This is a genomic window from Megamonas rupellensis DSM 19944 (genome assembly GCF_000378365.1).
In the GTDB taxonomy this organism is placed as follows: domain Bacteria; phylum Bacillota; class Negativicutes; order Selenomonadales; family Selenomonadaceae; genus Megamonas; species Megamonas funiformis.
Genome location: NZ_KB899587.1, coordinates 1 through 24,354, shown reverse-complemented (window position 1 = coordinate 24,354; position 24,354 = coordinate 1). Strand labels below are relative to the sequence as shown.

General features: G+C 33.4%; 23 protein-coding genes and 1 rRNA gene. 22 read left to right on the top strand and 2 right to left on the bottom strand.

Annotated elements, in window-relative coordinates:
- The first annotated feature begins 10 nt into the window (after positions 1-10).
- From carA to F553_RS12590, 8 genes are all read left to right on the top strand, one after another.
- Positions 11-1,078, top strand: coding sequence for a glutamine-hydrolyzing carbamoyl-phosphate synthase small subunit (carA, locus tag F553_RS0108390; RefSeq protein WP_018999756.1), 1,068 nt, complete (start codon positions 11-13; stop codon positions 1,076-1,078).
- A gap of 4 nt (positions 1,079-1,082) precedes the next feature.
- On the top strand, positions 1,083-4,334 hold the full coding sequence (gene carB, locus F553_RS0108385) for a carbamoyl-phosphate synthase large subunit (protein ID WP_018999755.1): 3,252 nt from the start codon (positions 1,083-1,085) through the stop codon (positions 4,332-4,334).
- A 130-nt stretch (positions 4,335-4,464) separates the two neighbouring features.
- Positions 4,465-5,178: an orotidine-5'-phosphate decarboxylase gene (gene pyrF / locus F553_RS0108380; RefSeq protein ID WP_018999754.1), complete on the top strand. Its 714-nt coding sequence runs from the start codon at positions 4,465-4,467 to the stop codon at positions 5,176-5,178.
- Between the two features lie 2 nt (positions 5,179-5,180).
- Positions 5,181-5,756 carry an orotate phosphoribosyltransferase gene (gene pyrE / locus F553_RS0108375; protein WP_008539985.1) on the top strand — a complete coding sequence of 192 codons (576 nt, stop codon included), beginning with the start codon at positions 5,181-5,183 and terminating at the stop codon, positions 5,754-5,756.
- 6 nt (positions 5,757-5,762) lie between these two features.
- Positions 5,763-6,437 (top strand): hypothetical protein, encoded by a 675-nt coding sequence (locus tag F553_RS0108370; RefSeq protein ID WP_018999753.1) that lies wholly within the window; start codon positions 5,763-5,765, stop codon positions 6,435-6,437.
- 178 nt (positions 6,438-6,615) lie between these two features.
- Complete coding sequence (locus tag F553_RS0108365; RefSeq protein ID WP_018999752.1) at positions 6,616-6,891, top strand: OadG family protein; 276 nt, start codon at positions 6,616-6,618, stop codon at positions 6,889-6,891.
- 63 nt (positions 6,892-6,954) lie between these two features.
- The gene (locus tag F553_RS0108360; protein WP_018999751.1) at positions 6,955-8,073 is read left to right on the top strand and encodes a sodium ion-translocating decarboxylase subunit beta; all 1,119 of its coding nucleotides are present in this window, start codon (positions 6,955-6,957) and stop codon (positions 8,071-8,073) included.
- Between the two features lie 23 nt (positions 8,074-8,096).
- A complete protein-coding gene (locus tag F553_RS12590) occupies positions 8,097-8,261 on the top strand; it encodes a hypothetical protein (RefSeq protein ID WP_008539989.1) in 165 nt (54 codons plus the stop codon).
- Between the two features lie 117 nt (positions 8,262-8,378).
- Here the strand turns inward: F553_RS12590 and F553_RS0108350 are convergent, their stop codons facing one another.
- Positions 8,379-9,629 carry a pyridoxal phosphate-dependent aminotransferase gene (locus F553_RS0108350; protein ID WP_018999750.1) on the bottom strand — a complete coding sequence of 417 codons (1,251 nt, stop codon included), beginning with the start codon at positions 9,627-9,629 and terminating at the stop codon, positions 8,379-8,381.
- 291 nt (positions 9,630-9,920) lie between these two features.
- Between F553_RS0108350 and lysA the strand changes: the two genes are divergently transcribed.
- Positions 9,921-11,183 carry a diaminopimelate decarboxylase gene (gene lysA / locus F553_RS0108345; protein WP_008539991.1) on the top strand — a complete coding sequence of 421 codons (1,263 nt, stop codon included), beginning with the start codon at positions 9,921-9,923 and terminating at the stop codon, positions 11,181-11,183.
- Positions 11,184-11,266: 83 nt separating this feature from the next.
- Here lysA and clpX read toward each other — a convergent pair whose 3' ends face one another.
- Entirely contained in the window at positions 11,267-12,586 is a 1,320-nt protein-coding gene (clpX, locus tag F553_RS0108340) for an ATP-dependent Clp protease ATP-binding subunit ClpX (protein ID WP_018999749.1), read from the bottom strand.
- A gap of 218 nt (positions 12,587-12,804) precedes the next feature.
- Between clpX and rpmE the strand changes: the two genes are divergently transcribed.
- The 13 genes from rpmE to F553_RS0108275 all read left to right on the top strand — a co-directional run.
- A complete protein-coding gene (gene rpmE / locus F553_RS0108335; RefSeq protein ID WP_008539999.1) occupies positions 12,805-13,005 on the top strand; it encodes a 50S ribosomal protein L31 in 201 nt (66 codons plus the stop codon).
- 101 nt (positions 13,006-13,106) lie between these two features.
- Entirely contained in the window at positions 13,107-14,045 is a 939-nt protein-coding gene (locus F553_RS0108330) for a DUF1385 domain-containing protein (protein WP_018999748.1), read from the top strand.
- A gap of 112 nt (positions 14,046-14,157) precedes the next feature.
- Positions 14,158-15,225 carry a peptide chain release factor 1 gene (prfA, locus tag F553_RS0108325; RefSeq protein ID WP_018999747.1) on the top strand — a complete coding sequence of 356 codons (1,068 nt, stop codon included), beginning with the start codon at positions 14,158-14,160 and terminating at the stop codon, positions 15,223-15,225.
- A gap of 1 nt (position 15,226) precedes the next feature.
- Complete coding sequence (prmC, locus tag F553_RS0108320) at positions 15,227-16,108, top strand: peptide chain release factor N(5)-glutamine methyltransferase (protein ID WP_018999746.1); 882 nt, start codon at positions 15,227-15,229, stop codon at positions 16,106-16,108.
- The gene (locus tag F553_RS0108315; protein WP_018999745.1) at positions 16,093-17,130 is read left to right on the top strand and encodes an L-threonylcarbamoyladenylate synthase; all 1,038 of its coding nucleotides are present in this window, start codon (positions 16,093-16,095) and stop codon (positions 17,128-17,130) included. Before prmC ends, F553_RS0108315 begins: the two co-directional genes overlap by 16 nt.
- A 106-nt stretch (positions 17,131-17,236) precedes the next feature.
- Positions 17,237-17,683, top strand: coding sequence for a ribose 5-phosphate isomerase B (gene rpiB / locus F553_RS0108310; RefSeq protein ID WP_018999744.1), 447 nt, complete (start codon positions 17,237-17,239; stop codon positions 17,681-17,683).
- 66 nt (positions 17,684-17,749) lie between these two features.
- Entirely contained in the window at positions 17,750-19,000 is a 1,251-nt protein-coding gene (glyA, locus tag F553_RS0108305; protein WP_018999743.1) for a serine hydroxymethyltransferase, read from the top strand.
- An 18-nt stretch (positions 19,001-19,018) separates the two neighbouring features.
- A complete protein-coding gene (upp, locus tag F553_RS0108300; protein WP_008540011.1) occupies positions 19,019-19,654 on the top strand; it encodes a uracil phosphoribosyltransferase in 636 nt (211 codons plus the stop codon).
- 13 nt (positions 19,655-19,667) lie between these two features.
- A complete protein-coding gene (locus tag F553_RS0108295; protein ID WP_008540012.1) occupies positions 19,668-20,123 on the top strand; it encodes a deoxycytidylate deaminase in 456 nt (151 codons plus the stop codon).
- An 89-nt stretch (positions 20,124-20,212) separates the two neighbouring features.
- Positions 20,213-21,241, top strand: coding sequence for a glycosyltransferase family 4 protein (locus tag F553_RS0108290; protein ID WP_018999742.1), 1,029 nt, complete (start codon positions 20,213-20,215; stop codon positions 21,239-21,241).
- A gap of 55 nt (positions 21,242-21,296) precedes the next feature.
- Positions 21,297-22,457, top strand: a complete 1,161-nt coding sequence (gene wecB, locus F553_RS0108285; protein ID WP_018999741.1) for a non-hydrolyzing UDP-N-acetylglucosamine 2-epimerase — start codon at positions 21,297-21,299, stop codon at positions 22,455-22,457.
- A gap of 65 nt (positions 22,458-22,522) precedes the next feature.
- The gene (locus F553_RS0108280) at positions 22,523-23,653 is read left to right on the top strand and encodes a DUF362 domain-containing protein (protein ID WP_018999740.1); all 1,131 of its coding nucleotides are present in this window, start codon (positions 22,523-22,525) and stop codon (positions 23,651-23,653) included.
- A 456-nt stretch (positions 23,654-24,109) separates the two neighbouring features.
- Positions 24,110-24,354: ribosomal RNA gene (locus F553_RS0108275) — 16S ribosomal RNA — on the top strand; the annotation flags it as partial.

Here is a 24,354-nt window from a genome sequence, read left to right as displayed (position 1 = left end):
AGGTGCTCTTTTGAAAGGCAAATTAGTATTAGAAGACGGAGCAGTTTTTTATGGCGATATGCTTGATGAAAGACCTGTTTTAGGTGAAGTTGTATTCAATACTGGTATGACAGGTTATCAGGAAATTTTAACTGACCCATCTTATTGCAGTCAAATCGTTACACTCACTTACCCATTAATCGGTAACTATGGTGCAGCAAAAAAATTCAATCAATCTCGTAAATGTTTCTTCAATGGTTTTATCATTGGCGAACTTTGTGATATTGGTAGCAACTGGCAAAAAGAAGAAGAATTAGCTGAATTCTTAAAAGCACAAGATATTCCTTGCTTATATAATGTAGACACTCGTGCTGTTACTCGTCATATTCGTTCTTTAGGTGCTATGAAAGGTGTTCTTGTACCTGAAACTGCAACTCAAGAAGAAATTGACGCTTTAATGAAAAATGAAATTCCAAAAGAAGTAGTAAAAATTGTTACTACACCAAAAACTTATAAAATGGAAAATCCAGGTGGTCCACATGTTGTAGTTATGGACTTTGGTATAAAACAACATATTTTAGATTCTCTTCATGGCATTGGTTGTGATTTAACAATCGTTCCAGCTGATACTAAAGCTGATGAAATCATGGCTTTAAATCCAGATGGTATCTTCTTATCCAATGGCCCTGGGGATCCAAAAGATTTACCAGAAATTATTGAAGTAGTACGTGAAATTGCAGGTAAAAAACCTACATTTGGTATTTGTCTTGGTCATCAGTTATTATCCTTAGCTTTTGGTGCAGACACTTATAAATTAAAATTCGGTCATCGTGGTTCCAACCAACCAGTTAAAAACTTACTCACTGGTAGAGTTCATATTACATCTCAAAACCACGGTTATGCTGTAGATGAAGAATCTTTAAAAGGATTGCCACTTGAAGTAACACATAGAGCTGTAAACGATGGTACAGTAGAAGGTATTCGTCATACACAATTACCTATTTTCTCTGTACAATATCATCCAGAGGCTTCACCAGGTCCAGATGATAATAGATATTTATTTGACCAATTTTGGGCAATGCTTCAGAAAGGGGAATAATTAAGTGCCAAAAAAACAAAATCTAAAAAAAGTAATGGTTATCGGTTCTGGTCCTATTATCATTGGTCAGGCTGCTGAATTTGACTATGCAGGTACACAGGCTTGCCGTGCATTAAAAGAAGAAGGACTTGAAGTTGTACTTGTAAACAGTAACCCTGCTACAATTATGACAGATAAAGATATCGCTGACCGTGTATATATAGAACCTCTTACAGTTGAATTTTTAGATGAAATTTTAGCAAAAGAACGTCCAGATGGTTTACTTGCAACATTAGGTGGTCAGGCTGGTCTTAACCTTGCTGTAAAATTATCTGAAGCAGGTCTTTTAGAAAAATATAATGTTGAATTATTAGGTACTTCTTTGGAAGCTATTGAACGCGCTGAAGACCGTGAGCTTTTCAAAGAAACTATGCAAAAATTAGGTGAACCAATTCCAGAAAGTACAATCGTTGATGATGTAGCTTCTGCTGTAGATTTTGCAAATCAGATTGGTTATCCTATCATCGTACGTCCAGCATATACTCTTGGTGGTACTGGCGGCGGTATTGCAGAAAATGAAGAAGAATTAATTGAAATCGTTATTCGCGGTTTAAAATACAGTATGATAGGTCAAGTACTTATCGAACGTAGTGTTGCTGGTTGGAAAGAAGTAGAATACGAAGTTATGCGTGACTCCAACGATAACTGTATCGTAGTCTGCAACATGGAAAACCTTGACCCAGTTGGTGTGCATACAGGTGATAGTATCGTAGTTGCTCCATCTCAGACACTTACTGACCATGAATATCAAATGCTTCGTAGTGCATCTTTACGTATTATTCGTGAACTCGGTATCGAAGGTGGATGTAATGCACAGTTCGCATTAGATACAAAATCCAATCAATATTATGTAATCGAAGTTAACCCACGTGTTAGCCGTTCTAGTGCGCTCGCTTCTAAAGCTACTGGTTATCCAATTGCTAAAGTTTCCGCTAAAATTGCTATCGGTTATACTTTAGATGAAATCACAAATGCAGTAACTAAGAAAACAAAAGCTTGCTTTGAACCTTCCTTAGACTATTGCGTAGTTAAATTCCCTCGTTGGCCATTCGATAAATTCGTATATGCTGACCGCACTCTTGGTACACAGATGAAAGCAACAGGTGAAGTTATGTCTATCGACCGTTGCTTTGAAGGCGCATTATTAAAAGCAGTACGTTCTCTTGAAATCGGTGTAAATCGCTTACACATTGATAAAATTGATACTTGGAGCGATGAAGAACTTAAAAATCATTTATCTCGCATCAATGATGAACGTTTATTCGTTATCGCTGAAGTATTACGTCGTGGCATTTGTGATATTGATGAAATCAATGCAGTTACAAAAATTGATAAATGGTTCTTACGTAGAATTAAAAATATCACAGATACAGAAATTGCACTTGCAAAAGACGGCTTAACAGAAGAAAACTTACGTCGTGCAAAACGCTATGGTTTAGCAGACCGTTCTATTGCTGAAATTGTAGGCAAAGAAATGAATGAAGTTCGCAACATGAGAAAAGATATTAATCTTTTACCTTGCTATAAAATGGTTGATACTTGTGCTGCTGAATTTGAAGCTGCTACACCATATTATTACTCTACATTCCATGCTCAAGAAGATGAAGTACAGACTACAAACAAACGTAAAGTAATCGTTTTAGGTTCTGGTCCAATCCGCATTGGTCAGGGTGTAGAATTCGACTATTGTTCTGTTCATTCTGTATGGGCACTTCGCAAAATGGGTATTGAAGCAATCATCATCAACAATAACCCAGAAACAGTAAGTACAGACTTTGATATTTCCGATAGACTCTATTTTGAACCACTTACAACAGAAGATGTTTTAAATATCATTGATAAAGAACAGCCAGAAGGTGTTATTGTTCAGTTCGGTGGTCAGACTGCAATCAACCTTGCAGCATCTTTAAAAGCTGCTGGCGTAAAAGTATTCGGTACATCTGTTGATGATATCGACCGTGCTGAAGACCGTGAACGTTTTGATGAAGTATTAGAACAGACTAATATCGCAAGACCTCAAGGTGCTAGCGTAACAAATGTTGAAGATGCAGTAAAAGCAGCTGAAAAAATCGGATATCCTTCTATGGTTCGTCCATCTTACGTACTTGGTGGTCGTGCAATGGAAATCGTATATAATGAAGATGAATTACGCGATTATATGAACCGTGCTGTAAAAGTTACACCAGATCATCCTGTACTCATCGACCATTATATGCAAGGTACAGAAGTAGAAGTTGATGCTATTGCTGATGGTGAAACAGTAGTAATTCCAGGTATCATGGAACATATCGAACGTGCTGGTGTTCACTCTGGAGATAGTATTGCGGTATATCCTCCACAGACTTTATCTTCTAAAGTAATCTTCACTATCATTGACTATACAAAACGTCTTGGTTTAAATCTTAATGTTAAAGGTTTATTAAATATCCAATACGTTGTAGTAAATGATAATGTATATGTAATCGAAGTAAATCCTCGTTCTAGCCGTACTGTACCATTCTTAAGTAAAGTTACAGATATCAATATGGTAGAACTTGCTACTCGTGCAGCATTAGGTGAAAAACTTACAGACCTTGGTTTAAAATCTGGTCTTGTAGAACCAAAACCATATGTAGCTTTAAAAGCTCCTGTATTCTCCTTTGCTAAGATGCAAGATGTAGATATTTCCCTTGGGCCTGAAATGAAATCCACAGGTGAAGTAATGGGTATTGACTACCATTATGCACGTGCTTTATATAAAGCTATCACAGGTGCAGGTATGAATATTCCTCATGAAGGAACAATTCTCTTCACTGTAGCTAATAAAGACAAAGAAGAAATGAAACAATTAGGTAGAGCTTTTGCTGAACTTGGTTTCAAAATTGCAGCTACAGAAGGTACAGCTAAAGCATTAAAAGAAGTAGGCGTAGAATCTTCTATCGTATATAAAGTTCATGAACGTGGACAAAATGTAGGCAGTGATCGTAGCAGCGATATCATTAAAATGATTAAAGCTGGCGGTATTAATATGGTTATTACTACACAAACTCCAGGTCAGAAATTCGCTAAAGATGGTTTCAGAATTCGCCGTGCTACTGTAGAACATGGTATTGCATGTCTTACATCTTTAGATACTGCTTGGGAAGTATTGCGTGTATTGAGCTTCATTCGTGAACGTCGTTTAGTATATTCTTTAGCACTTCAAGATTATATTGGTCGTGGCGATGAACTAGCATAATTTAACGTAAAATTTATACGCCGATAGGATTTCTTATCGGCGTATATTTGTAAAAATACACATTGCAATGTCGAATTTATATTGTTGGATAATTGTAGTAAATTCAATTAAATGATAACGAGGTATTTTTATGGTAAAAGATAAATTAATCGTTGCTCTTGATTTCCATACAAAAGAAGATGCGCTCGCTTTAGTTGACAAATTAGGCGATAGTGTTGTTTTCTATAAAGTAGGAATGGAATTATTCTATAGAGTAGGTTCATCTATTATTGAAGAATTGAAAAAACGCAATAAAAAAATCTTTTTAGATTTAAAATTGCATGATATTCCAAACACAGTAGCACAAGGATTATGTTCACTTTTATATCAAGGTGTAGACATTATGAATGTTCATGCTTCAGGTGGATACACTATGATGAAAACAGCAGCAGATACAGTGCGTGCTGAAGCTAAAAAAATGGGTATTGAAGCACCAAAAATCATTGCTGTAACAATCTTAACAAGTATCAATGAAGCTGATTGGGAAGGTCTTGGTCAAACTGTTTCTATAAAAGATCAGGTAATTCGCTTAGCAAAACTCACTAAAGAAGCTGGACTTGATGGTGTGGTAGCATCACCACAAGAAGCAAAATTCATTCGTGAAGCTTGTGGCGAAGATTTCCTTATCATAACACCAGGTGTGCGTCCTGCTGGTGCTTCTATTGATGACCAAAGCAGAATTGCAACTCCAGCTAAAGCTTTAGCAGATGGTGCTACTCATCTTGTTGTAGGCAGACCAATAAGAGCAGCTCAAAATCCAGTAGAAGCTGCTGAAAATATATTAAAAGAAATGGAGAATGCTTAATCATGACTGAACAAGAAGTAAAAGAATTATTAATAAAAACTAATGCTATTATGGAAGGTCATTTCCTTTTAACTTCTGGACTTCATAGCCCAATGTATGTAGAAAAATTCAATGTGTTACAGCAACCAAAATACACAGAACAGCTTTGTAAAGCACTTGCTGAATATTTTGCTGATAAAAATATTGATACTGTAGTAGGCCCTATGACTGGCGGTATTTTACTTGCTCATGAAGTTGGTAAAGCACTTGGTACAAGAGCTATTTTCACAGAACGTGTTGATGGTAAAATGACTTTCCGTCGTGGTTTTAGCTTAAAACCAGGCGAAAGAGTTGCTATCGTTGAAGATATCGTTACAACTGGTGGTTCTGTAAGAGAAGTTATTGATGTAGTAAAAGCTGAAGGTGCTATTCCAGTAGGTGTAGGTCTTCTTGTAGATAGAAGCGGTGGTAAAGCTACATTTGAAGATGTTCCTGCTCATGCACTTTTACATCTTGATGTTACAACTTATAAACCAGAAGAATGCCCACTTTGCCATGATAACGTACCTATGACAAAACGTGGTCGTACTGGTAAATAATTTTTAATGAAAAAAGAACAATTAGAAAAAGTCCAGGCTGAAGTTTCGGTCTGGACTTATTTGCAATCTTTACCACCTGAGAAAAACAATTTTAAATTAAAAATATTGATGCAAGAAGTGGCTGACACGTTTTTAATTTATAGTTATGAAAATGATGATTTAAAACGAAAAACAACGATTTATTATCATGAAGAAACAAAAGAATATAAGCTATTAGTAACTATTGGTCTTACAGAATTTTGTGCGATAGAGTATATTTCTGAAAGTCTTGATAAACTGGAGGTAATTCTAAAAGAGCGATTTGATAATCTATTAGGAGATATTTCTCATTTTAATAGAGATCATATAAGTTCTATTATTGAAGATAAGGCTATTATGGATTGGGAATATATTGATAAATTACCAAAAGAAATAGATGGTTTTAAATTATTTATCAATCCTAAAGAGCCTGTGAAGATAATAAATGGTTCATATATTATCATTGATTATTGTGATTTTAGTAAAGAAAGTAATTTTATTATTTATTATAATGTTTTTAGAGATGAATTTTTTGGTGAAGCACGTTTGCATCGTATACCAGAGGTAACATATGAATATGATTGTTCAGAGTTAAAAGATTTAGAATCACTTTTAGCAAAGAATTTGCAAGCAACTTTGCATAAAATTCGTGAGCGTATATAAGAGATATCGAAGGGTATCTCTTTTTTTTATGTATAACAAGATGTAATAGAAAACCAAAAATAATGTAATTGTTTTTCAATAAATTAAAAAAAATTTTGAAAATTTTTTCGCCTTAGAAGGATTTAAAATTTTTATAAAGAATTAGTAATATATATAATTTCAGAAGGGTGGAATAAATATGGACGCACCAAATCCTGTATTAATTATGGTTATTAATATGACAATAGTATTTGTAGTATTGTACATTCTAGGCTTATTTATTAGGCTAATACATGTTATTGACCCTACAAGAATAAGAAAAGCTGAACCTAAAAAAGAAGAGGCAAAGCCAGTTGAGCAGGTTCAAGTCCCTAAAGATGATATGGCAGATAAAACTTTAGCAGCAATAATAGTTACTTCTTTAATGGCTTATGGATGTAAAGATTTTGAAATAAAATCAATAAGAAAATTATAGTATTATGCAATATAATCATAGAGCTATAAAGAAAGTATATAAAAGAATGGGAGGCATTATAATATGGATGCTTTTTTAGTGGCAATTCAATCTGTTTGGACAGATAGTGGATATGTAGCCTTGAACATGGGAAATATTACTATGATAGTAGTTGGACTTATTTTATTATATTTAGCAATTGGTAAAGGTTATGAACCTTTGCTTTTAACACCAATTGCATTTGGCTGTGTATTAGCAAATTTTCCAAACAATGGTTTCCATGAAGGTGTTATGTGGGCTATTGGTCAAGGTATTCAGATGGAAATTTTTCCACCACTTATCTTTTTAGGTGTAGGTGCAATGACCGATTTTGGACCGCTTATTGCTAATCCTAATACATTGATGTTAGGGGCTGCTGCACAATTTGGTGTATTTGTGGCTTTAGGTGGAGCAATGTTACTTGGCTTTAATGTTCAAGAAGCAGCTTCCATTGGTATTATTGGTGGCGCTGATGGTCCTACAGCTATTTACTTAGCAACAAAATTGGCTCCAGATTTATTAGGTGCAATAGCAGTAGCGGCATATTCATATATGTCCTTAGTACCACTTATTCAACCACCTATTATGCGTTTATTTACAACTAAAGAAGAACGTGCTATTAAAATGGGTCAGTTAAGAGAAGTTACTAGATTTGAACGTATTGTATTCCCTATTATGGCTACAATCATTATAAGCTTATTATTACCACCTATCGCTTCCTTAATTGGTATGTTGATGCTTGGTAATTTATTCCGTGAATCTGGTGTTACAGATAGATTATCTGATACATCTCAAAATGCACTTTGTAATATAGTTACTATTTTCTTAGCATTAGGTACAGGTCTTACAATGTCTGCTGATAAATTCTTGCGCTTACAGACTGTAGAAATTATTTTCTTAGGTTTAGTTGCATTTGCTGGCGGTACAGCAGCTGGTGTATTATTTGGTAAAGTAATGTGTAAATTAAGTGGTGGCAAAATTAATCCACTTATTGGCTCAGCAGGTGTATCCGCTGTGCCAATGGCAGCTCGTGTATCTCAAATTGAAGGTCAAAAAGCAAATCCTAGTAACTATTTATTAATGCATGCTATGGGTCCAAATGTTGCAGGGGTAATTGGTACAGCAGTGGCTGCAGGTACTATGCTTGCTATGTTTGGTGGCTGATAGAGATAAAGGAGTAATTGATAATGAAACAAAAAAGATATCATGTAATTGTAAGCGGTACAGAATTTTTTCTTGATGTAGAGCAAATAGGTGGTACACAAGACGTTCCTATGATTGGTAGACAAGAAAATAATATTAGTTGGAATAGATATGGTAGAGAACATATTAATCCTTCACAGAAAAAATAGCTAATAATAAAATAAAAATATATATGCAATAAAAAAGGTAAGTTACTTAATATAATTAATAAAGCAACTTACCTTTTTTGTTTATATTTTTATATTTAATTAGAAGTGAAAATTTTATTATTTACCTTCAACAAAGTTTAAAGCATTTAATGTTTTTTGAGCAATACCATGCATTTTTTCAGCAGAGATAGAGCAAACTGCAATTCTTACACCGCGTTTTAATGGTACAGCGAAGATTAAATCGTCATGTAATTTATCGCAAACAGCAGCAGGATCGCTAGATGGAATGGATAAGAAGAAACCTGCTTTATAAGGTAATGCTTTAAGACCGCAAGCTTTTGCTTCTTCCATGAAGATTGCACCACGTTGTTTAATAGTCTGATAAATAGCATCGCGTTCTGCTTCAAATTGAGCAAGTAAAGTTTTATCTTGATCGATAGCAGCAAGTGTAGCCATAGCGCCACGGTTGATATTAGACCATGTAGCACGGCTTGTATATTTGCAGACATTTAAAAATTCAGTAGTGAGTTCTTTGCTAGAAGAAAGACCAACCATAGCACCAGTACGTTGACCATAAAGTGTATAGCCTTTAGACATACTGAAAGCGAAAATAGTGAAGATATTTTCAGGAAGATTGGAGAATTTTCTCATGAATTTGCGACATTCATTTTTTTCACCAGCATAGTCGATGTAAGCGATATCTACAAGTAAAGTGATTTTTTTATTGCCACCTTTAGCATGTTCTTTACAAACATCAAGAACTTTATCCCAATCTTCTTCAGATAGGCTATATCCTGTTGGATTATGTGCAGGAGTATTGATGATGATAAGTAAGGAGTCTTGGTCAGCTAAAAGAGTATTTACTTTATCTGTGAAACTTTCGATATTATAGTTCATATTTTCATCAAAAAGTTCATATGTTTCTAATTTACGGCCAGCTTCTTGACATAAAACGTTATAAGTACCCCAATACCAATCAGAAGTTAAAACGCTATCGCCAATTTCAGAATAATTCCAAATGGTATTATGTATAGCACCAGTACCACCAGCAGTAGCAACAGCTTCAAGGTATCCGTCTGGTTTATTATCAGCAAATGTAAGATTTTTTACAGCTTCAAGATATGCAGGAAGACCAATGATAGGAGCATAAGCAGCAAGTTCATTTGTAGGTAAGGAGCGAAGAACTTTTTCTACTGTAGGAATGCAAATAAGTTTGCCTTCGTCGTCCATAATAGCACCAATTGTACCATTAGTTACTTTGTCTGCTCCATATTTTTGAATAGCTTCATTGCAAGCAGCACTTGCACCAAAAATAACATCTTTCAAAACTTTTCCTGTACTATGAGATGCAACCATACTAAAACTCATATGTAAATTCCTCCTAAATATAAAAGACAAAATTTATTTGATTAATAACACTGTTAACTGGGAACTCTTATGATTATACTACAAATTGTAAATTTTTTTTATATATATCCATCATGTATACATGTATATTTTTTTATTCATTATGTTTTAAGTTAGTGGATTTATTCTAATTATAAATTGACTAAAGTTCTCAATAAATGTTATAATCAGCTTATTATCTGTTAACATGTAACAATTTTAAAATACAGATATAAAGATTATGTAATAAATATAAAATCAGGAGGCAAATAAATGGCAATTAAAAAATTTCCTATTTCTCAAGAAAGATTAGAAGAAATTATAAAAGAATATCCTACACCTTTCCATATTTATGACGAAAAAGCAATTCGAGCAAATCTTCGCCGTTTTAAGAAGGCTTTTGATTGGGCTCCTGAATTTAGAGAATATTTTGCAGTAAAAGCAACACCAAATCCTCGTATTTTACAGATTATGCAAGAAGAAGGAGCAGGTGCAGATTGTTCTTCTTTACCAGAATTATTACTTGCAGATGCGTCAGGTATTCATGGTGAAAAAATAATGCTCACTTCTAATGATACTCCAGCAGATGAGTTTCAAAAAGCTATTGAATTAGGTGCTATTATCAATTTAGATGATATTACACATATTGAATATTTAGAGAAAAATGCTGGTATGCCACAAGTTATGTCTTTTAGATATAATCCTGGTAACTTAATTGAAGGTAATGATATCATTGGTAAACCAGAAGAAGCTAAATATGGTTTGACTAAAGAACAGATGCTTGAAGCTTATAAAATAGCTATGGATAAAGGTGTTAAACGTTTTGGTCTCCATACAATGGTAATTTCTAATGAAACTAGACTTGAAGGTTTATTATTAAATGCTAAAATTGTTTTTGATTTAGCTGCTGAAATCGCAACTAAATTAGGTATCAAATTTGAATTCATCAATTTAGGTGGCGGTATTGGTATTCCTTATCGTCCTGAAGATAATGCTGTAGATTTAGAAGCATTAGGAGAAGGCGTGCATAAATTATATGATGAAATTTTAGTGCCAGCAGGTCTTACTACTACTGCTATTGCTTATGAATCAGGTCGTGCAATAACAGGTCCTTATGGTTATCTCGTATCTACTGTATTGCATCAGAAAAACACTTATAAAAATTATATTGGCTTAGATTCTTGTATGGCAAATTTAATGCGTCCAGCTCTTTATGGTTCTTATCATCATATCGTTGTTGTTGGTAAAGAAAATGAACCTTGTGATCATGTATATGATGTAACTGGTTCTTTATGTGAAAACAATGATAAATTTGCTATTGATCGTAAATTACCTAAGATTGATATTGGTGATCGCATTGTTATGTTTGATACAGGTGCACATGGTCATGCAATGGGCTTCAACTATAATGGTAAATTGCGTAGTGCAGAATTGTTATTACATGAAGATGGTTCTGTAGAATTAATTCGTCGTGCAGAAACAATTGAAGATTATTTTGCTACATTATATTATGATGGTTCTGTTTTAAAAAAATAATAGATAATAAATAAGTAAGATAAAAATGAAAAACCTCGTTAAAAGTTATCAGAAAGCTTTTAACGAGGTTTTATTATATAAATTTATTCGGATTTTGTTTGTGCATCGTCTGTAGATATTGGCTCTATTTTAGGTTGAGTGTGGTTTTCAATACAATCTTTGGTGATAATAACTTTTCTAGGTTCATCAGATTGAGGAATTTCATACATTATATCAAGCATAACATCTTCTAAGATACCACGAAGACTTCTAGCACCAGTTTTGCGTTCGATAGCTTTTTTAGCTACAGCTAAGAGTGCATCATGTTCAAATTCTAATTTTACTTTATCCATAGCTAATAATTCTTGATATTGGCGCACAGGTGCATTTTTTGGTTCAGTTAAGATTTTTAATAAATCATCTTCAGTGAGTTCTTCAAGTGTGCAGATAACAGGTAAACGACCGATAATTTCTGGAATGATACCGAATTTTATCAAATCTTCTGGGCGAACTTTATGGATTAAATCATTAAATACTGGTTTATCATTTTTAGTTTTAACATTTGCTCCAAAACCAATACCACTGTTATCTGTTTTTAAGCGTTTGGCGATGATTTCTTCAATGCCAACGAACGCACCGCCAACAATGAATAATATATTAGTAGTATCTACTTTAATAGTAGGTGCTTCTGGATGTTTACGTTGTCCTTGAGCTGTGAATTCAACAACGCCACCTTCCATCATTTTTAAAAGACCTTGTTGTACACCTTCATGACCAGGGTCTGCTGTGATAGAGTTATTAGCACCAGATTTACGAGCAATTTTGTCAAATTCATCAAGATAGATTATACCATGTTCAGCTTTTTCAATATTTTTGTCGGCAGCATAGTAAAGATTTCTTACAGCAACTTCAACATCAGAACCAACAAAACCTGCTTCTGTGAGACTAGAAGCATCAGTTACAGCAAATGGAATATCTAAGAGTTTAGATAAATGCTGAAGCATAGCTGTTTTACCACAACCAGAAGGACCAAGCATAATTACATTGGATTTTTCGATATTCATATCGCGTTTATCATGAGTATAACCATATTTCATGCGTTTATAGTGATTATATACAGCAACGGATAATATTTTTTTAGCGCGGTCTTGATTGATGATATATTGATCTAAGAATTCTTTGATGACATGAGGTTTATTTTTAGCTAAGATATCATCAAGACTATTTACGAATTTGCGATTTTGAGATTTTTCATCACGTTTATCATGTTCAACAATATATCCATAAATATCTTTGATACAATTTTTACAGATAGCAAAACCTGTTTGAGGATCATAAATAGGCATATCATATTGGGAACGTATAGTTATATTGCGTTTACAAAAACTACATACATGTTGTAAATCATTATTATTTTTCTTCATAAAAAACTTATCCCTTCTCTATTATCAAATAAAAACATTATATCAGATTTTATAATTAACTTATTTTATTATAAGTATTTACAACGATATTTGCAATTACTATTGATTGTTGATAAAAAATATTGTAAACTAATGTAGTTCGTATAACTAAAGCTTGCAAGTATGTCAAGTCTGTGATATAATCAATCAGTAAATGTCAGAGAGTGAGGTGCGACAGAATGAAACAAGGAATCCATCCTGATTATAAAGAAACTACAGTTATCTGTGGTTGTGGCAATACTTTTAAAACTGGCTCTGTTAAAGGTGAATTACGTGTAGACGTTTGCTCCAAATGTCATCCATTCTTCACTGGTCGTCAACGCGACATGGCAGCTGGTGGACGTATTGAAAAATTCAACAAACGTTATGGCAAAAAATAAAAATACGAATGCTAAGCAGAGCAGAAATGCTCTGCTTCATTTATATTTAAAAATAAATACTAATTATAGATTTATAATTAAATAAGGTAGGTGGATTTTAAGTGTCAGAAAAATTAATGGTAGGTGGACAAGCTGTAATTGAAGGTGTAATGATGCGTGGACCTAAAAAAGTGGCAACAGCAGTAAGAGAACCTTCTGGCGTAATTACAGTTGATGTAAAACCAATAAATTCTCTAGCAGAAAAATATCCTATATTTAAAAAGCCATTTTTCCGTGGCATATTATCCTTAGGTGAGTCATTAGTTATGGGGCTTAAATCCTTAACTTATTCAGCACAGATGGCAGGAGAGGAAGAAGCAGATAAGCTTACAAATAAAGATATTGCAATTACTATGGCTATATCTTTGTGTGCAGCTATTTTATTATTTGTAGTAATTCCTACAGCTTCTGTTAATTTGATTACTACGGATAGTCATGTGGTTATGAATTTATGGGAAGGATTAGTCCGCATGATTGTTTTCTTCTTATATATATATGGTATATCGAGAGCTAAAGATATTCAAAGAGTATTTCAATATCATGGCGCTGAACATAAAACAATTCATGCTTATGAAGCTGGCGTTGAATTGATACCAGAAAATGTACAGAAATTTTCTCGATTACATCCACGTTGTGGAACATCATTTTTATTAATTGTTATGATTGTCAGCATTTTTATGTTTTCTTTCTTAGGTTGGCCAAGCCTTTGGGAACGTATTATCTCTAGGGTTTTATTATTACCAGTAGTAGCAGGTATATCTTATGAATTAATTCGTTTTGCTGGTCGTTCTAAAAATAAAATAGTACATGCTATTTCTTTGCCAGGCTTATGGTTACAGTATTTAACAACTAGAGAACCTGACGATTCAATGATAGAAGTTGCTGTAAAATCTCTAAAGGCTGCTATTGAAGTAGAAGAAACAGCAAAAGTAGAAACTAAAAATGATGATACTATAGATAAACAAGATTTAAATGATTTGAAAGTAAATGCTAGTATTTGATATAGTATTTTATTATAGAAATAAATAAATGTGTAAATTAAAATTAGCGGAAGGTTTTTATTAGCCTACCGCTAATCTTTTAGTTGAATAAAATTAATGAGGTGGAAAGGCATTGTTAGATAAGTTACAAGCAGTTGAAGATAAGTATTTAGAATTGGAATCTTTGATTAGTGACCCAGATATTATTGCAGATATGCCAAAATGGCAAAAATATAATCAAGAACATGCTGCACTTACTGAACTTGTGGATAAATTCCGTGAATACAAAAAAATATGTGGAACAATAGATGAAGATAAAGCTATGTTTGATGAAGATATAGATGATGATATGAGACATATGCTTGAAGATGAAGTAAAAGAATTATCTGCACGTAAAGAAGTATTAGAAGGCGAGTTTCCTATTTTATTATTGCCAAAAGACCCAAATGATAGTAAAAATGTTATCATGGAAATCCGTGGTGGTGTAGGTGGCGAAGAGGCTGCTCTTTTTGCTGGTGATTTATTCAGAATGTATTCTCGTTATGCAGAAATGCAGGGCTGGAAAGTTGAAATGCTTGATGCAAATCCTACAGAACTTGGCGGATTTAAAGAAGTATCTTTCTGTATCAATGGTTATGGTGCTTACAGTAAATTAAAATATGAAAGTGGTACTCATCGTGTACAGCGTGTACCGCAGACTGAATCTTCTGGACGTGTGCATACTTCAGCTGTTACAGTAGCAGTTTTACCAGAAGTTGAAGATGTAGAAGTAGATATTAAAGCAAATGAATTGCGTATTGATACTTATTGTGCTAGTGGTGCTGGTGGTCAGTATGTAAACAGAACAGAAACAGCTGTACGTATTACTCATATTCCAACTGGTATTGTAGTACAATGTCAAGATGAAAAATCTCAGCTTAAAAATAAAGAAAAAGCGATGAGAGTACTTCGTGCAAAAGTACAAGAACAAGCCCAACAAGCACAAAATAATGAAATCGCAGCAGATAGAAAATCTCAAGTAGGTTCAGGCGATAGAAGTGAGCGTATCCGCACATATAACTTCCCTCAAGGTCGTGTAACAGACCATCGCATTGGACTTACACTTCATAAATTAGATTTTGTTTTAAATGGTGAAATTGATGAAATCATCAATGCACTTATAACTGCTGATCAAACTGAAAGATTAAAACAGGTAAAATAATATGGAAAAATCAAGAGATGTATGGACTATAAATTCTTTGTTGAATTGGACAATTAATTATTTTAAATCAAAGGGTATAGAGTCTGCTCGTCTTGATGCTGAAGTGCTTCTGTCTCATGTTTTGGGACAGAAGCGAATTTATTTGTATGTGCATTTTGATGAGCCTATGGAAGCAAAAGAATTGGCAAAATTTCGTGAATATGTAGCAAAAAGAGCTCGCCATATACCTGTAGCTTATATTTTAGGTCAAAGAGAATTTATGGGACTTGATTTTAAAGTTACAAAAGATACTTTGATACCTAGACCTGATACTGAAATTTTAGTAGAAAATACTATAGCTAAAGTAAATGAAAATTTTGGTGATAAACAAAGTTATGATATTGTAGATATTGGCACAGGTAGTGGAGCAATTATTTTATCTTTGCTCAAAAATTTGCCTAAAGCAAAAGGTTTTACAGTGGATATTTCTGCAAATGCTATAGCAGTAGCTAAAGAAAATGCTCAGAATTTGCAAGTAGATGATAGATGTGAATTTTTTGTAGGAGATTTATTTGAGCCAGTAAAAGATAAAGTTTTTGACGTGATTGTATCTAATCCGCCATATATTCCGCAGAAGGATATAGCAACTTTAGAAATTGATGTTAAAGATTATGAACCATTATCAGCACTTACAGATAATAAAGATGGGTTGAGTTTTTATCAAAGATTATTTGCTCAAGGCATGAAATATTTGAAAGATGGCGGTTTTATGGCTGTGGAAATAGGCATTTATCAAGCTGAACCTGTGAAACAGATGGCAATAGATAATGGTTGGCAAAATATAGAAATCATCAAGGATTATGCAGGTATTGACAGGGTGGTATTGGCATGGAAACAGAATTAATAAAAATAAATTCAATAGATGATGAAGCTTTAAAAAGAGCTGGGCAATGTATAAAAGATGGTGGTTTAGTAGCATTTCCAACAGAAACAGTATATGGATTAGGCGGAGATGGTTTAAATGAAGTAGCAGCAAAAAATATATATTTGGCTAAAGGAAGACCATCAGATAATCCTTTAATTTTGCATATCAATGACCAAAAAATGTTAGGTCGCATTGTGAGTGAAGTAACACCAATGGCAAAAAAGATAATGACTGCTTTTTGTCCAGGCCCTATCACGATTATTTTACCGAAAAGCGATATCGTACCAAAAGCAGTAACTGGTAGTCTTGATACTATAGCAGTACGTATGCCAGATAATGATATAGCCAGAGCTTTGATTAAATATGCTGATACACCAATAGCAGCACCAAGTGCCAATATTTCAGGTAGACCAAGTCCAACAACAGCACAAGCTGTTTATAAGGATTTACAAAGTAGAATAGATATGGTTTTAGATGGGGGAGCTTGCCAATTTGGTGTAGAGTCTACAATTGTAGATTGTACAGAAGATGTTCCTATCATTTTACGACCAGGAGCTATTACTAAAGAAATGTTAGAAGAAATTTTCCCTGTGGTGAAAATTGATAAAGCTATTGTTGGAGCTAATGTAGTACCAAAAGCTCCGGGCATGAAATATAAACATTATGCACCTAAAGTGGATATGATTTTAATTGAAGGTGATAATGAAAAGATGTCATCATCAATAAAAAAGATTTTGCATAAGTATGAAAATGAAGGGAAAAAAGTTGGCTTACTTGTAAGTGATGAAGTGGCTAATGAATTAAATCATCAAAATACTTTTTCCTATGGTAGCCAAGAAAATTTAGCGCAAATAGCTAGTGAAATATATGAAGGTTTGCGCTATTTTGATGATAAAGATGTAGATATAATTTTAGCACAAGGTACAACAGATAAAGGCATAGGACTTGCTATTATGAATAGACTCCATAAGGCTAGTGGCTTTAATAGTATTTTCATTTAATCCTTTGATTAACTTTTGTATTATGATAAAATAATCATAGTATGAAATAATTGAGCTTTAGCTATTAAAGCTATAAGGAGGGAAAGACTGGATACAGTCGATTAAGATGAAATTAATTATTGGTAGTGACCACGGTGCTGTGGATTTAAAAGAAGAAGTAAAAAGAGTATTAAAAGAAGAATTTGCTGAAGTAGAAGTAGAAGATGTAGGAACTTTTGGCACAGAATCTGTAGATTATCCAGATGTCGCTGAAAAAGTTTGTACACCAGTAGCTAATGGCGAAGCTGATAGAGGTATTGTACTTTGCGGTACAGGTATTGGTATTTCTATTGCTGCAAACAAAATCAAAGGTATTAGAGCTGCTCTTTGCCATGAAACATATACAGCAAAAATGTCTCGTGAACATAATAATGCTAATGTTTTGGCAATGGGTGGACGTACAACTGGTTTTGAAATTGCAGATGAAATCGTGCGTACATGGATGAAAACTGAATTTGCTGGCGGTCGTCATGAACGTCGTGTAAATAAAATCATGGCTTTAGAAGCAAAATAATAAAATCAATCTCTAAAATTAATTATTATAAATAATTAATAACCCTTTAGGTGGAGGAATAATTATATGGATTTATTGAAAAATTTAGATGTTGTTGATACAGAAATACAAGAAGCCATCAACAAAGAACTTTCTCGTCAACGTGATAAATTGGAAATGATTGCTTCAGAAAATATTGTAAGTAAAGCTGTTATGCAAGCACAAGGTAGTGTACTTACAAATAAATATGCAGAAGGTTATCCAGGTAAGCGTTATTATGGCGGTTGTGAATATGTTGATGTTGTAGAACAATTAGCAATTGACCGTGCTAAAAAATTATTTGGTGCAGAATATGCAAATGTACAACCACATTCCGGAGCACAAGCAAATACAGCAGTATATTTTGCTTTGCTACAGCCAGGAGATACTATTTTAGGTATGAACCTTACAGATGGTGGTCATTTAACACATGGTAGCCCTGTAAATATTTCTGGTAAATATTTTAAAATTATTCCTTATGGTGTAGATAAAGAAACTGAACGCATTGATTATGATGAATTAGAAAGATTAGCAAAAGAACATCAACCAAAATTAATCGTTGGTGGAGCTAGTGCTTATTCTAGAGTTATCGATTTTGAACGCATGGCACAGATTGCAAAATCTGTAGGTGCATATTTCATGGTAGATATGGCACATATTGCAGGTTTAGTAGCAGCAGGACTTCATCCAAGCCCAGTGCCATATGCAGATGTAGTAACAACAACTACACATAAAACACTTAGAGGACCTCGAGGTGGTTTAATCCTCTGTCGTGATGCAGAATTTGGCAAACAATTTAATAAAGCTATTTTCCCTGGTATTCAAGGTGGCCCATTGATGCATGTAATAGCAGCAAAAGCAGTAGCATTTAAAGAAGCGCTAAGTGATGAATTTAAAGTTTATCAACAACAAGTTTTAGATAATGCAAAAGCCCTAGCAGATGAACTTGTGAAAAAAGGATTTAGAATTGTATCAGGCGGTACAGATAATCATTTAATGCTTGTAGATTTGCGCTCTAAAAATATCACAGGAAAAGAAGCTCAATTCTTATTAGATGAAATAGGTATCACAGCAAATAGAAATACAATTCCATTTGAACCATTGAGTCCATTTGTAACAAGTGGTATTCGCCTAGGAACACCAGCACTTACAACTAGAGGATTAAAAGAAGACGATATTCGTGAAGTAGCAGATATCATCGCTGATGTTATCGAAAATCGTGAAGATAGCGCTGTTATTGAAGCAGCAAAAGCAAAAGTTCAAGCTATTTGTAAGAAATTCCCATTATATGAAGAATAAGAAAAATAAGAGGATATTATGTCAGATTTAAAAGTAAATATTATAAAACATCCATTAATTCAACATAAGTTGACTTTAATGCGTAAAAAAGAAACAGGCGCAAAAGATTTTCGTCAATTATTAGATGAAATTTCTATGTTAATGGCTTATGAAGTAACAAGAGATTTCCCAACAAAAGATATAGAAATAGAAACTCCTGTGGCAAAATGTGTAGCAAAAACATTAGCAGGAAAAAAAGTGGCAGTAGTTCCTATTTTACGTGCAGGTCTTGGCATGGTTAATGGTATTATTAATTTGATACCAGCTGCTAAGATTGGCCATATTGGTCTATATCGTGATGAAAAAACATTAGAGCCAGTTGAATATTTTTGTAAAATGCCAAAAGATATTGATGAACGTTTATTATTAGTAGTAGATCCTATGCTTGCTACTGGTGGTTCAGCAATAGAAGCTGTAGAAATGCTAAAAAAACGTGGAGCAAAATCCATGATTTTCATGTGTTTATTATCTGCTCCAGAAGGTATAAAGGCATTTAATGAAAGACATCCAGACATTCCAGTTTACACAGCTTGTGTAGATGACCATTTGAACGAACATGGATATATTGTTCCAGGTATTGGTGATGCTGGCGATAGAATTTTTGGTACTATTTAAGAGGTTTTTATAAATGACAAAACAAGTTCGTCCTGATTGGACCACATATTTTTTAGATATTGCCACAGCAGTGGGCAAACGTTCCACATGTTTAAGACGCAAATATGGTGCAATTATTGTAAAAGATAAAATCATTATTTCCACTGGTTATAATGGTGCACCAAGAGGCGAAGTAAATTGTATAGATACAGGCAATTGCGAACGTGAAAAATATAATGTTCCGAAAGGACAGCGTTATGAGCTTTGTGTAGCAGTTCATGCTGAACAAAATGCAGTTATTGCAGCTGACCCTGTAAAGATGAAGGGAGCAACTATTTATATAGTAGGTTATAATGCTGATGGTACATTAGCATCTGGTAAACCTTGCTTACTTTGTCGTAGAATGTTAAAAAATGCTATGATTGCAAAAGTTGTATATTTAGAAACAGATGGTTCCATTATTGAGGTAGCTCCTAGTGAAATACAATGATAAATAAGCAAAATAGGCTCGATTATTTATTGACAATCAAATTATTAGTGAGTTATAATCTGTGTTAATGGAAAAGGAGTGCGAATGTAATGCCTAGTTATTTTTTAGCATTTATTACAGCATTAATAGCTGTATATGCCCTAACACCGTTAGTTATAAAATTTGCAGTTAAAACAGGTGCCATGGATAAGCCAGACCCAAGAAAAGTTCATAAAAAACCTATTCCTCGTTTAGGAGGACTTGCGATTTATTTGGCTTTCATGATAGCAGTTTGTAGTATGCTTGATTTTAGCAAAGAGATTGTAGGTTTATTATTAGGTGGAACTTTCATTGTAATTGTAGGTATAATAGACGATTTCATTAGTCTTCCTGCAAAAGTGAAGTTATTAGGACAGATTTTGGCTGCATGTATTTTAGTGGCATTTGATATTAGAATTGATTTTATTACAGACCCATTTGGTGATTTTATCTTTTTGGAATATTTAGCAATTCCAGTTACTATTTTTTGGATAGTTGGAATTACTAATACAGTTAATTTGATTGATGGTTTAGATGGTTTAGCAGCTGGGGTATCAACAATTGCGACTGTTACTATACTTTTAGTAGCTTTGCAAAGTGGTGATTTACCAGTGGTATTTTTAACAGCAGCCTTAGCAGGTGCATCTTTAGGATTTTTGCATTATAATTTTAATCCAGCAAGAATTTTCATGGGAGATACAGGCAGTATGTTCTTAGGATATATGTTTGCGGCTATCTCTGTTATAGGTGCTGTAAAGAGTGCTGCTACTATAGCGCTTATTGTACCGATATTAGCTTTAGGACTACCAATATTAGATACTACTTTTGCGATTGTACGTCGTTACCGTGGAGGAGTTCCTATATTTAAGCCAGATAAAGGACATTTACATCATCGTTTATTGGCAATGGGCTTTTCCCAAAGACAGGCTGTACTCTTAATGTATGTTTTCAGTGCATTCTTAGGTTTAGCGGCGATTGCCTTAACTGAAGTAAGTACTAGTGTAGCTGTTATGATTGTTGTATTTGTAGCTGTAATAATCCTATTTGGTGCTAAAAAAATAGGTATTTTCAGTATGAAAAATAATGCAGGAACACATTAGTTATTAAAGAAAAGGCAGGGAAAACCTGCCTTTTTTGTATATATGAGGTATAAATATGAAGAAAATTAAAGTAATGACAGTTTTTGGTACACGACCAGAAGCAATTAAAATGGCACCTGTGGTGTTGGAATTGAAAAAATATCCTGATTTAATCACACCAATAGTTGCAGTAACAGCTCAACATCGTGATATGTTGGACCAAGTTTTGAATTTATTTAATATTAAGCCAGATTACGATTTAAATATCATGGCACAAGGTCAAACTTTGTTTGATATTACAACTAAAGCTATGAATGGCTTAAATGAAGTATTATCTAAAGAAAAACCTGATATAGTATTAGTTCATGGTGATACAACTACTACTTTTGCAGGTGCATTAGCAGCTTATTATCATGAAACAGCAGTAGGTCATGTAGAAGCTGGTTTGCGCACATATAATAAATATTCACCATTCCCAGAAGAAATGAACCGCAAATTGACAGGTGCAATAGCAGATCTTCATTTTGCTCCTACTGATACAGCTAGTGGTAATTTAAAAGCTGAAGGAACAAAAGAAGATAAAATTTTCGTAACAGGAAATACAGTTATTGATGCATTGCATAAGACAGTAACAGATGATTTTAAATTTGATGATGAAAAATTAGCAAATATAGATTATGAAAATAAACGTATTATTTTGGTAACAACTCATCGTCGTGAAAATTTAGGCGAACCAATGCGTCATGTATATAAAGCTTTAAAAGATATAGTCAATGAATTTGATGATGTAGAAATTGTATTCCCAGTGCATAAAAATCCAAAAGTTCGTGAAGTGGTTAATGAAGAATTGGGCAATATCGAAGCTGTACATTTAATTGATCCATTAGATTATGAACCATTTGCTAATTTAATGCATAGAGCATTTTTAGTATTGACTGATTCAGGCGGAATTCAAGAAGAAGCTCCATCTTTAGGAAAACCTGTATTAGTTCTTCGTGATACAACAGAACGACCTGAAGCAGTTAAAGCAGGTACTGTAAAATTAATTGGTACAGAACGTCAAAAAGTATATGAAGAAACAAAATATTTATTGACTGATCATGATGAATATCAACGTATGGCAAATACATGTAACCCATATGGTGATGGTAAAGCTTCTAAACGAATTATTGAAGCTATTTTATATCATTATGGTTTATCACAAGAAAAACCAGATAGTTTTATTGCTGGTAAATAATATGAAAATGCCAAGACTTATTTATTGAGTTTTGGCATTTTTATTAATGAAAGGAATTATAAGTAATGAAAGTATCAGTAGTAAAAGCTGATAATTATAATATCGAAATTGTAGATAAGGCTGTAAATGACGCAGTAAATTTAATTGGAGGTTGGCAAAATTTTATAAAAAAAGGTGACAAAGTCTTAATAAAACCTAATATGTTGACGAATGTAACACCTGAAAAAGCAGTAACAACTCATCCAGAAGTAGTAAGAGCTGTTATAAAAGCAGTAAAAAATATGGGAGCTTTACCAGCTGTTGGCGATTCACCAGGAATTAGCAATTTAAAATCTACAGCAAAAAGAACAGGTATATTAACAATTTGTGAAGAAGAAAATGTTCCATTTGTATATTTTAAACAAAGTAAAGCCTACAATTATATGGAAGGTAGATTTATCAAACAATTTGAGTTGGTAGATTGTTTATCTGATTTTGACAAAATCATTTCAGTAGCAAAGATGAAAACCCATGTTTTTATGGGAGTTACAGGAGCTGTTAAAAATCTTTTTGGCTGTATAGTAGGTACAGATAAAGCTAGATTTCATTTAAGAATGCAAAAACATATAGATTTTGCCCATGTGATGGTAGATTTGTATCAAACAATAAAACCGACATTGAATATTATTGATGGTATAACAGCTATGGAAGGTCAAGGTCCTATGAGTGGTGATGTTGTAGATGCTAAAATCATTATCGCAAGTAGTGACGGTTTTGCTGCTGATTTAATTATGGCAGATAAGATGGGTTTTGATGCAGAAGCAATGCCTATTGCTGCAGCTGGTATTGAAGAAAAAAGAATTGTTCGTTTAAAAGATATAAAAGTTGTTGGTGATGGAAAAGATGAGCAATTTCATTTCGCAAAGCCACATACATATAAATCTATGCAAGATACATATGTACCAAAATTTATTTTAAAATTGGGGCAAAATCAGTTAACATCTAAACCTGTAATAAATAAAAATTGTGTCGCTTGTGGTAGATGTAGTCATCATTGTCCACCAAAAGCAATAATTATAATAGATAAAAAAGTAAATATTGATTATCAAAAGTGTATAAGATGTTATTGTTGTCAAGAATTATGTCCACACCAAGCTGTAGAGTTAAAAGATGGTTTGATTTTATCTTTATTGAAATATATAGGTATATATAAGTAAAAGTAATGAAGAAAAATAAAAGGATAGTAACTTATAAAAGTGGCTATTCTTTTATTGTTTTTAACCCTTAATATATTGATATATATGGGTTTCTAAACTTTTTTTATATTTTTATAAAAAAAGTTTAAAAAAGTTGTTGACAAGTTTTATGTATATGATATATAATAATCAACGTTGCTAATGAGCAACAAACAAAATAAAGAGTTTTGAAAACGGCAAAACGAACAAAATAAAAAAGTTTGAAAAAAGTTGTTGACAAAACGAAAAACATAAGATATAATTTTTAAAGTCAGCTCGAGAGAGTTGCGAAAACAGAAATGTTCTTTGAAAACTAAACAATGCACAATATGTTTTCTAACATAAACGAATGTGCGGTATCTGCTTTTATAGCAGATTACCTAATAAATTCTTTTTAAACAGATAATTAAGAGCCAATCGGTTCTTCGAAAAATAATTTTTTTGGAGAGTTTGATCCTGGCTCAGGACGAACGCTGGCGGCGTGCTTAACACATGCAAGTCGAACGGGGTGTTTATTTCGGTAAACACCAAGTGGCGAACGGGTGAGTAACGCGTAAGCAATCTACCTTCAAGATGGGGACAACACTTCGAAAGGGGTGCTAATACCGAATGAATGTAAGAGTATCGCATGAGACACTTACTAAAGGAGGCCTCTGAAAATGCTTCCGCTTGAAGATGAGCTT

Excerpts from the sequence above, each read along its gene's own strand:
- clpX (WP_018999749.1), bottom strand. The coding sequence starts at position 12,586 with ATGAAGAAAAATAATAATGATTTACAACATGTATGTAGTTTTTGTAAA.
- pyrE (WP_008539985.1), top strand. The coding sequence starts at position 5,181 with ATGACTGAACAAGAAGTAAAAGAATTATTAATAAAAACTAATGCTATT.
- rpmE (WP_008539999.1), top strand. The coding sequence starts at position 12,805 with ATGAAACAAGGAATCCATCCTGATTATAAAGAAACTACAGTTATCTGT.
- pyrF (WP_018999754.1), top strand. The coding sequence starts at position 4,465 with ATGGTAAAAGATAAATTAATCGTTGCTCTTGATTTCCATACAAAAGAA.
- rpiB (WP_018999744.1), top strand. The coding sequence starts at position 17,237 with ATGAAATTAATTATTGGTAGTGACCACGGTGCTGTGGATTTAAAAGAA.
- F553_RS0108360 (WP_018999751.1), top strand. The coding sequence starts at position 6,955 with ATGGATGCTTTTTTAGTGGCAATTCAATCTGTTTGGACAGATAGTGGA.
- F553_RS0108350 (WP_018999750.1), bottom strand. The coding sequence starts at position 9,629 with ATGAGTTTTAGTATGGTTGCATCTCATAGTACAGGAAAAGTTTTGAAA.
- prmC (WP_018999746.1), top strand. The coding sequence starts at position 15,227 with ATGGAAAAATCAAGAGATGTATGGACTATAAATTCTTTGTTGAATTGG.
- glyA (WP_018999743.1), top strand. The coding sequence starts at position 17,750 with ATGGATTTATTGAAAAATTTAGATGTTGTTGATACAGAAATACAAGAA.
- F553_RS0108370 (WP_018999753.1), top strand. The coding sequence starts at position 5,763 with ATGAAAAAAGAACAATTAGAAAAAGTCCAGGCTGAAGTTTCGGTCTGG.
- F553_RS0108295 (WP_008540012.1), top strand. The coding sequence starts at position 19,668 with ATGACAAAACAAGTTCGTCCTGATTGGACCACATATTTTTTAGATATT.
- F553_RS0108315 (WP_018999745.1), top strand. The coding sequence starts at position 16,093 with ATGGAAACAGAATTAATAAAAATAAATTCAATAGATGATGAAGCTTTA.
- wecB (WP_018999741.1), top strand. The coding sequence starts at position 21,297 with ATGAAGAAAATTAAAGTAATGACAGTTTTTGGTACACGACCAGAAGCA.
- F553_RS12590 (WP_008539989.1), top strand. The coding sequence starts at position 8,097 with ATGAAACAAAAAAGATATCATGTAATTGTAAGCGGTACAGAATTTTTT.
- F553_RS0108290 (WP_018999742.1), top strand. The coding sequence starts at position 20,213 with ATGCCTAGTTATTTTTTAGCATTTATTACAGCATTAATAGCTGTATAT.
- F553_RS0108280 (WP_018999740.1), top strand. The coding sequence starts at position 22,523 with ATGAAAGTATCAGTAGTAAAAGCTGATAATTATAATATCGAAATTGTA.
- lysA (WP_008539991.1), top strand. The coding sequence starts at position 9,921 with ATGGCAATTAAAAAATTTCCTATTTCTCAAGAAAGATTAGAAGAAATT.
- F553_RS0108365 (WP_018999752.1), top strand. The coding sequence starts at position 6,616 with ATGGACGCACCAAATCCTGTATTAATTATGGTTATTAATATGACAATA.
- upp (WP_008540011.1), top strand. The coding sequence starts at position 19,019 with ATGTCAGATTTAAAAGTAAATATTATAAAACATCCATTAATTCAACAT.